The following is a 12,816-nucleotide window of genomic DNA, read 5'->3' as shown; positions in this document are numbered from 1 at the left end:
CCGTTTCCGTTGCTAAGAACCTATGGGGATTCGCTGGGCATGTGCAAACTATTTTTCCGACGAGTTTCTACGCGTCGTCAGCTTCCGCGCCCCCAGGCTCCTGACCTGCACAGATGGCCAGGACGTCGGCTCCGTACCGGTCGAGCTTGCGGCCGCCGACTCCAGAGATCATCGAGAGCTCGCCCTCCTCGGACGGCGCGGCCTCGGCGATCGCGACGAGCGTCCGGTCCGTGAACACGCAGTACGCGGGCAGGCCCTGCTCCTTGGCCTGCCCCGCGCGCCACTCCCGCAGCCGCTCGTAGAGGCCTTCGTCCATGTCGGACGGGCAGTCGTCGCAGCGCATCAGTTTCAGCTCGCCGGCCTCGGTCAGCGTCTTGCCGCACACCCGGCACAGCGCCGGGCCGCGACGGCCCCGCTTGCGGACCCCCCGCTCGGCCGGGGCGCCCCCGGCGCCCGCCCGGCCGCCCGGGGCCGCAGAGCCCGGCCGCAGCCCGTTCAGGAAGCGGCTGGGGCGTCGGGAGGCCCGGCCGCCCGGAGCCCGGGAGAGCGCCCAGGACAGCGTCAGGTGCAACCGCGCCCGCGTGACGCCGACATAGAGCAGCCGGCGCTCCTCCTCCACCTGCTCGTCGGTCTTGGCGTACGTGATCGGCAGCATGCCGTCGGTCAGGCCGGCCAGGAACACCGCGTCCCACTCCAGGCCCTTCGCCGCATGCAGGGAGGCGAGGGTGACGCCCTGGACGGTCGGGGCGTGCTGGGCGGCCCGGCGCTCGTCCAGCTCGACGGTCAGGTCGGCCAGGGTGACCCCGGGCCGGCTCCGGGCGAAGTCCTCGGCGAGCCGGACCAGGGCGGCCACGGACTCCCACTGGTCGCGGACCGCGCCGGAGCCCGCGGGCGGCTCGCTCGTCCAGCCGGTGGAGCTGAGCACGGCCCGGACCTGGGAGCCGAGCTCGACCACGTCGTCGAGCAGCGGGTCGTTGCCGCCGGAGCGGGCGGCGCCGCGCAGGGCGAGGATCGCCTTCTGCACCTCGGCCCGCTCGAAGAAGCGCTCGGCGCCGCGCAGCTGGTACGGGACCCCGGCGTCGGCGAGGGCCTGCTCGTAGACCTCGGACTGGGCGTTGATGCGGTAGAGCACGGCGATCTCGCCGGCCGGGACGCCCGCCGCGATCAGGTCCCGGATCCGGATGGCGACGCCCTCGGCCTCGGCGGGCTCGTCCGGGTACTCGGCGTAGACCGGGTCGGGGCCGGGCTCGCGCTGGGAGACCAGCTCGAGGCGGTGTTCGGCGGCGCGGCCCTTGGCCTGGGCGAGGAGCCCGTTGGCGAGGTGCACCACCTGGGGGGTGGAGCGGTAGTCCCGGACCAGCTTGACCAGGGTGGCCTGCGGGTAGCGGGTGCGGAAGTTCAGCAGGTGGTCCGGGGTGGCCCCGGTGAAGGAGTAGATCGTCTGGCTGGCGTCGCCGACGACGCAGAGGCTGTCGCGCTCGCCGAGCCACAGGTCGAGCAGCCGCTGCTGGAGCGGGCTGACGTCCTGGTACTCGTCCACCACGAAGTGCTGGTACTGGCTGCGGATCTGCTCCGCGATGTCGTGCCGGTCCTGGAGGATGCCCACCGTGAGCAGCAGCACGTCCTCGAAGTCGATCATGCTGCGGTCGCGCTTGAGCTGCTCGTACGTCCCGTAGATCTGGGCGATCTCCGCCATGTCCCGGGGGGCTTCGCGGCCCGCCTTGATGGCGGCCGCCGGATAGTCGGAGGGCACGGTCTGGGTGACCTTCGCCCACTCGATCTCGCCGGTGACATCGCGCAGCTCGCCCCGGTCGAGCCGGATGCGGCAGCGCGCGCCCGCCTCGGCGACCAGTTGGACCTTGCGTTCGACGAGCCGGGGCATCTCCCCGCCGATGGCCTTCGGCCAGAAGTAGTGGAGCTGGCGCAGGGCGGCGGAGTGGAACGTCCTCGCCTGCACCCCGCCCGCGCCGAGGGAGCGCAGGCGGCCGCGCATCTCGCCCGCGGCGCGGTTGGTGAACGTGACGGCCAGCACGCTGGCCGGCATCAGCTGCCCGGAGCGGACCCCGTAGGCGATGCGGTGGGTGATCGCCCGGGTCTTGCCCGTGCCCGCGCCCGCCAGCACGCACACCGGCCCGCGCAGGGTCGTCGCGACCTCGCGCTGCTCCGGGTCCAGGCCCAGGAGCACCGCGTCGGCCGAGTCGGCTCCGGCAGGGAAGGATGAGGGGTGCGTTGCTGATGTCACCCCGCCATGCTGCCAGGTCTCCAGGGGCGCACGGGAAACTTGTCCACAGGGTGCGGGCATTCTTCGTACCGGTGTCCTTGACGGACGTGACGTACTTGACGTACCAGCCGTACCGCGGGTGCGGGAATGGCCCCGCGGTCCCGTACGTTCGAGTACTCGGACCACCCAGACCCCACAGAGGAGAGCGCAGCATGCAGGACACGGGTTCCGTCACGATGTACAGCACGACCTGGTGCGGCTACTGCCGCCGGCTGAAGACCCAGCTGGACCGGGAAGGCATCGCGTACAACGAGATCAACATCGAGCTGGACCCCGAGTCCGCTGCGTTCGTCGAGAAGGCGAACGGCGGCAACCAGACGGTTCCGACCGTCCTCGTCGTGTCCCCGGCCGGCACCGAGGCCGTCATGACCAACCCGAGCCTGGCCCAGGTCAAGCAGGCCCTCGCCGTCTGAGCCGCAGCTCGGCGCACTGCGTGAACCGAGCTGCGTGAACCGAGCTGCGTGAACCGAGCTGCGTGAACAGAAAGGCCCCCGCCGCGGCGGGGGCCTTCTGCTGTGTGAGAAGCCTTACGTCGTCCGTCCGCCCTAGGCGAGCGGGCGAGGCAGCGGCTCTCCGTACCAGCGCTCGACCAGGCGGGCCGCGATGGAGATCCCCGACGGGGGCACCATCGCGCCCGACTCGAACGCCGCGCGCAGCTCCTCGCGGGAGAACCAGCGGGCCTCCTGGATCTCCTCGCCGTCGACCGTGATCTCCGTCGTGGTGGCGCGCGCCGTGAAGCCCAGCATCAGGCTGTACGGGAACGGCCAGGGCTGGCTGGCGACGTACTCGACCTCGCCGATCCTGACGCCCGCCTCCTCCCACACCTCGCGCACGACCGACTGCTCGATCGACTCGCCCGGCTCCACGAATCCGGCCAGCGTCGAGAAGCGCCCCTCCGGCCAGTGCACCTGGCGGCCCAGCAGCGCGCGGTCGTGCTCGTCGGTGACCAGCATGATCACGGCCGGGTCGGTGCGCGGGTAGTGCTCGGCGCCGCAGCCCGGGCAGCGGCGGATGTGCCCGGCGGCCGCGACCACCGTGCGCTCGCCGCAGCGGGAGCAGAACCGGTGCATCCGCTGCCAGTTCTCCAGGGCCACCGCGTGCACCATCAGCCCGGCGTCGCGCGGGGACAGCAGCAGTCCGGCCTCGCGCAGGCCGGCCGCGCGGGCCGACTGGTCCATCCGGCCCGGCAGCGAGTCCTTCTGGAGCGCGAAGTACCGTACGCCGTCCTCGTCGGTGCCGAGGAAGTAGCGGTGCGTCTCGGTGAGCGGGGCCTCGAAGGCCGGGGTCATCACGATCCCGGTCTCCCCGTCGGGGGTGTCGTCGATCAGGACCTGACCGCCGGAGACGACGAACACGCGGGTCGTCGGGTGGCTCCAGGCCGCGGCGAGCCAGGCCTCGTCGAGGCGGTGGTGCGCGGCGCGGTCGATTCCGCTGGGCGCGGTGAGCGAGATCGGCTGCTCGGTATGGGTGCTCACAGGTACTTCCAACTCCCCCGGTGGTGGGACAGGCAGGCTCGGTGACTCGGTACGTGCGGTGCGGGCGGTACGTGTGGTGCGGGCTGTGCGGTGGTGCGGGCTGTGCGGTGGTGCGGGTGGTGCAGTGGTGCGGGCTTGCGTCAGGCGGGCTTCCCGTGGCCGGCCGCCAGGTCGCCCCACAGGTAGGCGGCCGTTTCGACGCCCTTGAGGAGCAGGTCCAGCTCGACCTTCTCGTTCGGCGCGTGCCAGCCGTCGGACGGCACGGAGATGCCGAGGAACAGGACGGGCGCGTCCAGTACGTCCTGGAGGTCCGCCGCCGGTCCGGAGCCGCCCTCGCGGGTGAAGCGGACCTTCTCGCCGAAGGCCCGGCCCATGGCCCGTACGACCGACTGCAGCGCCGGATGGTCCAGCGGCGTCAGGCACGGCCGGGTGGGGGCGCCGAAGACGATGGAGTGGCGGATCCCCTCCGGGATGCGCGCCGCGACCCAGTCCCGGACGGCCGCCTCGACCTCGTACGGGTCCTGCCCGGACACCAGGCGGAACGACAGCTTCAGGTGGGCGGAGGCGGGCACGATGGTCTTGCCGCCGGGGCCCTGGTAGCCGCCGCCGATGCCGTTGACCTCGGCGGTCGGGCGGGCCCAGACCCGCTCCAGGGTGGAGTAGCCCTTCTCGCCCGCGGCCGCGTGCGACTTGGCCGTACGCAGCCACTCGGACTCGTCGAACGGCAGCTCGGCGATCAGCGCCCGCTCCTCGTCCGTGAGCTCGGCGATGTTGTCGTAGAAGCCGGGGATCGTGACCCGCTCGTCCGCGTCGTGCAGGGCCGCGACCAGGCGGGCGGCGACGGTGGCCGGATTGGGCACGGCCCCGCCGAAGGCGCCGGAGTGGATGTCCTGGTCGGGCCCGTGGAGGTCGATCTCGCAGTCGGCGACGCCGCGCATGCCGGTGCAGACGGTGGGGGTGGTCTCGGACCACATGCCGGTGTCGGAGACGATCACGACGTCGGCGGCGAGGCGCTCCGCCTCGCGCTCGACCAGGGCACGGAAGTGCGGGGAACCCGACTCCTCCTCGCCCTCGACGATCAGCTTGAGGTGCACGGCCGGGGCGTCGGCGCCGGTCGCGGCCAGGTGGGCCCGTACGCCGAGGGTGTGGAAGAAGACCTGGCCCTTGTCGTCGGCGGCGCCGCGCGCGTACATCCGGCCGTCGCGGATCACCGGCTCGAACGGGTCGGTGTGCCAGCCGTCGGCGACGGCGGCGGGCTGCACGTCGTGGTGCCCGTAGACGAGGACGGTCGGGGCGTCCGGGTCCGCGCTCGGCCACTCGGCGAAGACGGCGGGCGCGCCGGGGGTCGGCCAGACCTCCGTGACCGGGAAGCCGGTCTCCTTGAGCTTGGCGGCGAGCCATTCGGCGCTGCGACGTACGTCGTCCGCGTGCTCGGGCTGGGCCGAGACGGAGGGAATGCGCAGCCACTCGGCGAGGTCGTCGAGGAAGGCGGCGCGGTGGGTCTCGATGTACGTGCGGACGACGCTGTCCGCCGGGGTTTCGCTCATGCCTACGAGCCTAACTGTCGGGTTGCCGGTCACTGTCCGTGTCCGGTTTGCCTTGGAGGATCCGCTCAAGACGGGCCCGGTCGGGGAGGTTGCGGGGCCGGATCACGCGGCCGCTGCGGACGTGGAGGAAAGCGGCGTGGACCCGGTCGAGGGGCGTGCCGGTGGCTTCCGCCCAGGCCAGGCGGTAGACGGCGAGCTGGAGGGGGTCGGCCTCGGTGGTGCGGCCGGTCTTCCAGTCGACGATTTCGTACGAGTCGTCGTGGTTGCGGTACACGGCGTCGATCCGTCCGCGGACGACGCGGCCGGCGAGGGTGAGCTGGACCGGGACCTCCATGCGGTGGGGGGTGCGCTCGGCGTACTCGCTCCGCTCGAAGGCGGCCTTGAGGGAGTCGAGGTCGGCCTCGTCGGCGATCTCCTGATCGGAGCCCGGCAGCTCGGTGGCGGGGTCGAGGACGTCGAGGAGCGGCAGCGGGAGCTCGTCGAACCGGGACTCGACCCAGGCGTGGAAGCGCGTGCCCTGGCGTGCCGCGGGCTGCGGGGGCTTGGGCATGGGGCGGGCGAGGTCGCGGGCGAAGCCCTGCTCGTCCGCGGCGAGGCGGAGGAGCTGGCTGGCGGAGAGGGCGGCCGGGAGCTCGACGTCGCGCACGGCGGCGCGGGCACGCCGGAGCTCGCCCTCGAGGGCGTCGAGGTCCCGGTCCCAGGACGCGACGGCCCGGGCTTCCTCGGGCGTGAGACCGGCCGCTGCCGTGGCGCCCCGGGCACCGGCTCCGGGGGCCGGGCGCCTCCCGCCCCGGCTCCGGGCTCCGAGCGGGGGCGGGCCCGCGGCGGGCGCGCCCGGCCCTTCCCGGGGTTCGCCGGAATCCCGGTCGTCGTCCGGCCACAGATCGTCGTACGGGTCGGCGGGGGCGCCGCCCCGGGCCCGGGGCACGGCGGGGGCGCCGTCGGCCGGCCCGGCGCCGGAGGCGTCTGCAGGCCAGGGGTCGGCGCCGGAGGCGTCTGCCGGCCAGGGGTCGGTGCCGGCCGGCATGTCCGAGCCCGCCTCGGCGCGGGCGTGCGGGATCGCCACGCCGTCGCTCGGCCCGGCCCAGGCCGGATCCGCTGCCCAGAGGTCATCGTCCGAGTCCGGAGACGGGGTGGCGGCCCGGCCCGGCGGGCTCGGTTCGGCGGCGGCCGGGGCGGCCCAGGCCTCGTCGGCCGCCCAGAGGTCGTCGTCGGCAGGGGCGGGTTCGTCGGCGTACGACGGGTCCTCGCAGTGCGGGGGCCAGACGTAGGGGTCCGGGTCCGGGGCCGGGGTGGCCAGGTGGGACTCGACCAGGGCTGCCGCCGCGCGGCGGAGTTCGAGGGAGTCCGGGTCCAGGGCCAGGGGCCAGGACCGGTCGGGGGTGGACTCCGTGGCGAGGGAGGGGTTCTCCGCGTCCGGGTCCGGTTCCTCCGCCCAGGCTTCGATCTCGCCGTGGCCCGCCACGCAGTGGTCGTAGAGGGAGGACAGGAACGGGGACGGGCCGCGGCGCTTCTTCTGCGTCGGGCCCCACCAGTGCGCCGAGGCCAGGAGGAGCGAGCGGGGGCGGGTGAACGTCACGTAGCCCAGACGGAGTTCCTCCACCGCCTTGTGCTCCTTCAGGGAGGCCTTGAAAGACTTCAGGCCCGCCGAGGTCCACGGCGGATCGGCCGGGAGGGTGGCCGCGTCGCCCCGCAGGCCGTACGGCAGGACCTTGGCGTACGAGGTCCACGGCTCCGGGGCCTTCTCCTTCGGGAACGAGCCCGCGCAGAGGTCCGGGACCACCACGACGTCCCACTCCAGCCCCTTGGACTTGTGGGCGGTGAGCACCTTCACCGTGTTCTCCCCGCCGGGGAGGGCGTGGTCCAGGCCCTTCTCGTACTGGACCGCCGTGCGCAGGAAACCGAGGAAGGCCAGCAGGGACGCCTCGCCGTCCAGCGACGCGAAACCGGCCGCCACGTCCAGGAAGCCGGACAGCGACTCGCGGCGCCGGGCCGCCAGCGCGTGCGGCGACGCCGACAACTCCACGTCCAGGCCGGTCACGGCCAGCACCCGGTGCAGTACGTCCATCAGCGGGTCCGCGAGCGAACGCCGCAGGTCGCGCAGCTCCTGGGCGAGGTGCGCGAAGCGGACCCGGGCCGCAGCGGAGAACGGCAGGTCATCGGAGGCAGAACCAGAGCCAGAGCCAGAGCCGGAGCCGGAGCCGGCCCCGTCCAGGAACGTCTCCAGCGCGTCCGCCAGCGAGACGATCTCCGCCGGGTCGACGCCCTCCACCGCCGCCGCGAGGCGCTCGTCCGGTTCGACCTCGGCCGGCGCGCGGCCGATCAGCTGCCGCGCCCGGCGACCCAGCAGCGCCAGGTCGCGGGCGCCGATCCGCCAGCGCGGGCCGATGAGGAGCCGGACCAGGGAGGCGTTGGCCCCCGGGTCCTGGAGCACCTCGCACACCGCGACCAGGTCCGCGACCTCCGGGAGGTGCAGCAGTCCCGAGAGCCCGACGACCTCCACCGGCACGTCCCGGGCCACCAGTACGGCCTGGATCTGCGCGAAGTCCCGCGCGGACCGGCACAGCACCGCGATCTCGCGCGGCTCCGTCCCCGTACGGACCAGGTGCGCGACCGAGTCCGCGAGCCACTCGAGCTCCTCGGCGTGCGTGTTCAGCAGGGCGCAGCGGACCGTACCGGCCTGCTCCTCCCCCGGCGCCGCGCGCAGCGCTTCGACGCCCTCGTGCAGGGACCGCAGCGGCGCGGCCAGCCCGTTGGCCAGGTCCAGGAGGCGGCCGCCGCTGCGCCGGTTCTCGCTCAGCGAGAACCGGGTCGCGGGGCGCCCGTCGGCGTGCGGGAAGTGCTCGGGGAAGTCGTCCAGGTTGGCCACGGACGCGCCGCGCCAGCCGTAGATCGCCTGGCAGGGGTCGCCGACGGCGGTCACGGCGTGCCCGCTGCCCCCGCCGAACAGGCCGGACAGCAGGAGCCGCTGGGCCACGGAGGTGTCCTGGTACTCGTCGAGCAGGACCACCCGGAACTCCTCGCGCAGCAGCGCCCCGACCTCGGGCCGGGTGGTGGCGAGCTGCGCGGAGAGGGCTATCTGGTCGCTGAAGTCGAGCAGGTCGCGGGAGCGTTTGGCGGCGCGGTAGCGCTCGGTCAGCTCCAGCAGCTCGAGGCGGCCGCGCACGGCCTCGGGGACCTTGCGCAGGTCCTCGTTGGTGAGCTTGGCGCCGGCGAGGGTGTCGAGGAGCTCCGTGTCGTACGCGCGCAGCTCGGCCGGGGTGACCAGGTGCTCGGAGAGTTCCCCGTCGAGCGCGAGCAGGTCGCTGACCAGGTCGGGAACGGATTTGGTGAGCGCCGGATAGGGGCCGGGGGCCCCGCGCAGCACGCGCGCGGCGAGCTGGAAGCGGGTGGCGTCGGCGAGAAGGCGGGCGCTGGGCTCGAGGCCGATGCGCAGGCCGTGGTCCTTCAGGAGCTGGCCGGCGAAGGCGTGGTACGTGGAGATGCGCGGCTCCCCGCCGGCGGCGTCGGCCTCGGCCGGGGAAGGGTCCGGGTCGCTGATGCCGGCCCGCGCGAGGGCCTTGCGTACGCGCTCGGCGAGCTCGCCGGCGGCCTTGTTGGTGAAGGTCAGGCCGAGGACCTGCTCGGGCGCGACCGCTCCGGTGCCGACCAGCCAGACCACGCGGGCGGCCATGACGGTGGTCTTGCCGGAGCCGGCGCCGGCCACGATGACCTGAGGGGCGGCCGGGGCGGTGATGCAGGCCAGCTGTTCGGGCGTGAAGGGGATGCCGAGGAGCTCCTTGAGCTGCTCGGGGTCGGTGAGGACGGACGGACGCGCGGACACGTGAAGAGGCTAGCCGGACCCACGGACACTCCCGGCCGCCGTCTCACCGGCCGGTCGGCCAATGGCCGGTCACCGGTTGCCCCGTGGTTCCGGCCGTGTGACTCACTCCACCGTCTGGCGGCCCTCCGGGCGCGCGCTGCACGAGCTGCGGAAGGAGCAGTGGTCGCAGTGCTTGCCGGTGGCGGGCGCGAAGCGCTCGTCCAGGACCCGCCCGGCGGCGGTGGCGAGCAGGTCGCCGACCCATTCGCCGTTCAGCGGCTGCTGCGCCTGGATCTTGGGCACCGCGTCGCCGCCGTCGCGCTGGGCGGCGCCCTGGCGCAGATGCACCAGCTCGGCACCGCCCGCTTCGGGGCGCAACCCGTCGAAGACCTCGTCGACGGCGCCTTCGCGCACCGCGAGCTGGTACACGGCGAGCTGGGGGTGCCGCGCGACCTCGTCCTTCGTGGGCGCGGCCTTGCCGGTCTTGAAGTCGACGACGTACGCACGCCCCTGGGGGTCCGATTCGACCCTGTCCATGGAACCCCGGATCCGAACGGCGTAGTCGCCCGCTTCGAGCGTGACGTCGAACGCGTGCTCCGTGGCCACGGCCGCCCTGCCCGCGCGGTCGGTGGTGTGCCAGCGCAGGAAGCGCTCCAGGGCGGCGCGGGCGTTGTCCTTCTCCTGGCGGGATTTCCAGGGGGCGTCGAAGGCGAGGGCGTCCCAGACGGAGTCGAGGCGTTCCATCAGGACGGCGAGGTCGGCGGGGGTGCGGCCGGAGGCGACCTCGTCGGCGAGGACGTGGACGACGTTGCCGAAGCCCTGGGCGGCGGTGGAGGGGGCGTCGGCCTTGACCTCGCGGCCGAGGAACCACTGGAGGGAGCAGGTGTTGGCGAGCTGGTCCAGGGCGCTGCCGGAGAGCGCGACGGGCCGGTCCCGGTCGCGCAGGGGGACGCTGCTGCGGGTGGGCTCGTACAGCCCCCACCAGCGCTGCGGGTGCGCGGCGGGGACCAGCGGGCGGTCGTCCTCGTCGGTGAGCGCGGCGAGGCGGGCGAGGCGGCGGGCGGCGGCGTCGCGCAGCGCGGGCGAGGCGTCGGGGTCGACGGTGGTGGCGCGCAGCTCGGCGACGAGCGCGGGAACGGCCAGGGGGCGGCGGGGGCGGCCGGTGACGTCCTTGGGGGTGACGCCGAGCTCGGTGAGGAAGCGGGAGGGCTGGTCGCCGTCCTCGGCGGGGGCCTTGACGGCGGTGACGACGAGGCAGTCGCGGGCGCGGGTGGCGGCGACGTAGAAGAGGCGGCGTTCCTCGGCCAGGAGCGCGCCGGGGGTGAGGGGCTCGGCGAGGCCGTCCCGGCCGATGCGGTCGGCTTCGAGGAGGGAGCCGCGGCGGCGCAGGTCGGGCCAGAGCCCTTCCTGTACGCCGGCCACGACGACGAGCCGCCACTCCAGGCCCTTGGAACGGTGGGCGGTCATGAGGCGGACGGCCTCGGAGCGGGTGGCGCGGGTGGTGAGGGTGTCGGCGGCGATGTCCTCGGCCTCGAGCTGTTCGAGGAAGTTGAGGGCGCCGCGGCCGCCGGTGCGCTCCTCGGCGCGGGCGGCGGTGTCGAAGAGCGCGCAGACGGCGTCGAGGTCGCGGTCGGCGTTGCGGCCGGCCGCGCCGCCGCGGCGGGCGTTGCGCTCCAGGCGCTGGGGCCAGGGGGTGCCCTCCCAGAGGGTCCACAGGGCCTCTTCGGCGGTGCCGCCGCCCTGGAGGAGCTCGCGGGCCTTGCGCAGGAGCAGGCCGAGGCGCTGCGCGCCGCGGGCGTAGGCGGGGTCGTGGGCGGTGAGCCGTTCGGGCTCGGCGAGGGCGCGCGCGAGCAGGACGTCGGACGGGGCCGGCACCTTGATGCCGGCGGCCCGCTCCTCGTCGCGCAGGGCCCGCCCGAGCCGGCGCAGATCGGCGGCATCCATCCCGCCGAGCGGCGAACTCAACAGCGTGAGCGCCGCCTCGACGCCGACCCACCCCTCGCCGTCGCCTGCGGCGGGCCCGGCCTCGGGGTCCACGCCGTCGCCTGCGGCGGTCTCGGGGGCGACGTCGCTTCCGGCGGTCTCGGGGGCGACGTCGCTTCCGGCGGTCTCGGGGGCGACGTCGCTTCCGGCGCCTGCGGCGGCCAGGGCGGCGGCGGAGCTGCCGATGCCGTGCCCGGCCGGGCCGAGGTCAGCCGTGTCCGCGGCGGCGGGGTCGGGGGAAGGACCCCGCCCGTCCGCCCCGGAGTCAGCCGTGGCCGGGGTCGCGGCGGTGCGGAGGGCCGTGAGGAGGGGGGTGATCGCCGGTTCGTGGCGCAGGGGGGTGTCCGAGCCGTCCGTTTCCGCCGGGACTCCCGCCGAGATCAGGGCCCGGCGCATCGCCGGGAGGGTGCGGCCGCCGGAGCGGACCAAGACGGCCATGTCCTGCCACGGCACGCCGTCCTCCAGGTGCGCCCGGCGCAGGATGTCGGCGATGTTGTCCAGTTCGGCGCCGGCCGTGGGGTACGTGAACACCTCCACCCCGCCGCCCTCCCGGACCGGGGCCAGGGCGCGGTGGGCGCGGACCGCCGCCGACGGGAGGCGCGGGACCGGCATGCGGGTGGTCAGCAGCCGGGTCGCCGCGAGGAGGTCGGCGCCCGAGCGCCGGGCCACCGTCAGGGCGTGCACCGCCGCTCCCGGGAAGGAGCCCTCGAAGTCCAGGACGTTGTTGATGTCGGCGCCGCGGAAGGCGTAGATCGACTGGTCCGGGTCGCCGAACGCCACCAGCGTGCCCGCCGGCCCGGCCAGGGCGCGCAGCAGGCGCAGCTGGGAGGCGTCCGTGTCCTGGTACTCGTCCACGTAGATCACGTCGTACGACAGGGCCAGGGAGGGGGTGCGTTCCGCCAGCAGGACCGCCCGGTGGACGAGCTCCGCGTAGTCCAGCGTGCCCTGCATGTCGAGGACGTCCAGGTACTCGGAGAGGAACGCGGCCGCCGCCTTCCAGTCCGGGCGGCCCAGCCGGGTCGCGAACGCGTCGAGCGCCGTCGGGCCGAGGCCCAGCTCGCGGGCGCGGGCGAGCACCGCGCGGACCTCGTCCGCGAAGCCGCGCGTGGTCAGCGCGGCCCGCAGGTCGTCGGGCCAGCGGATGGACCGGATGTGGCGCTGGCCCTCCAGCAGGGTCCGGACCGTCACGTCCTGCTCCGGCCCGGACAGCAGGCGCAGCGGATCCGCGAACAGGTCGGTGTCCTGGTGGGCGCGCACCAGCCCGTAGCAGAAGGAGTGGAACGTGGTGGCCTGCGGGGCCCGCGCCCCGCCGAGCCGCAGGGCGGCCCGGTCGCGCAGCTCCACGGCCGCCTTGCGGCTGAAGGTGAGGATCAGGATCCGGGCGGGGTCCGTGCCGGCTTCGACCCGGGCCGCGGCCGCTTCGACCAGCGTGGTCGTCTTCCCGGTGCCCGGTCCGGCCAGGACGAGAAGCGGGCCGCCGGTGTGATCAACCACCGCCTGCTGCGCTGCGTCCAGAAGAGGGGGATCCACCCGTTCCGGCCCGGTGCGCACGAGGCGGTACGCGTCAGGGGTCCGCGTACGCCGCCGCTCGGAGCGGTCGGATGGAGAGGTGATCACGTGGGGTGCCGGTCCAGGTCCTGGTGGGTCTGCGGTTGCTGCGGTTGCTGCGCCCGCTGCGGGCTCCGCGGCCGCTGCCGCGCTTGCCGAAGAGGCAACGCTACGGCAACC

At 74.5% G+C, this 12,816-nt stretch carries 6 protein-coding genes; 1 reads left to right on the top strand and 5 read right to left on the bottom strand.

Annotated elements, in window-relative coordinates; all coding sequences use genetic code 11:
• Positions 1–67: 67 nt before the first annotated feature.
• Entirely contained in the window at positions 68–2,302 is a 2,235-nt protein-coding gene (locus tag ACZ49B_RS00480) for an ATP-dependent DNA helicase UvrD2 (protein ID WP_468299033.1), read from the bottom strand.
• Positions 2,303–2,433: 131 nt separating this feature from the next.
• On the opposite strand from ACZ49B_RS00480, the gene ACZ49B_RS00475 reads away from it, so the two are divergent.
• Entirely contained in the window at positions 2,434–2,694 is a 261-nt protein-coding gene (locus tag ACZ49B_RS00475; protein ID WP_030291216.1) for a mycoredoxin, read from the top strand.
• A gap of 132 nt (positions 2,695–2,826) precedes the next feature.
• Here ACZ49B_RS00475 and nudC read toward each other — a convergent pair whose 3' ends face one another.
• The 4 genes from nudC to ACZ49B_RS00455 form a co-directional block, all read right to left on the bottom strand.
• Complete coding sequence (gene nudC, locus ACZ49B_RS00470) at positions 2,827–3,768, bottom strand: NAD(+) diphosphatase (RefSeq protein ID WP_468299030.1); 942 nt, start codon at positions 3,766–3,768, stop codon at positions 2,827–2,829.
• A gap of 128 nt (positions 3,769–3,896) precedes the next feature.
• Positions 3,897–5,303, bottom strand: a complete 1,407-nt coding sequence (locus ACZ49B_RS00465) for a dipeptidase (protein WP_468299028.1) — start codon at positions 5,301–5,303, stop codon at positions 3,897–3,899.
• Positions 5,304–5,313: 10 nt separating this feature from the next.
• Positions 5,314–9,126: a UvrD-helicase domain-containing protein gene (locus tag ACZ49B_RS00460; RefSeq protein WP_468299026.1), complete on the bottom strand. Its 3,813-nt coding sequence runs from the start codon at positions 9,124–9,126 to the stop codon at positions 5,314–5,316.
• 102 nt (positions 9,127–9,228) lie between these two features.
• Positions 9,229–12,702, bottom strand: a complete 3,474-nt coding sequence (locus ACZ49B_RS00455; RefSeq protein ID WP_468299829.1) for an ATP-dependent helicase — start codon at positions 12,700–12,702, stop codon at positions 9,229–9,231.
• Positions 12,703–12,816: the final 114 nt, after the last annotated feature.

It is taken from the genome of Streptomyces sp. NPDC031132, assembly GCF_055570595.1.
The sequence above is the reverse complement of the archived record's forward strand: the minus strand, read 5'-3'. Positions and strand labels throughout refer to the sequence as shown.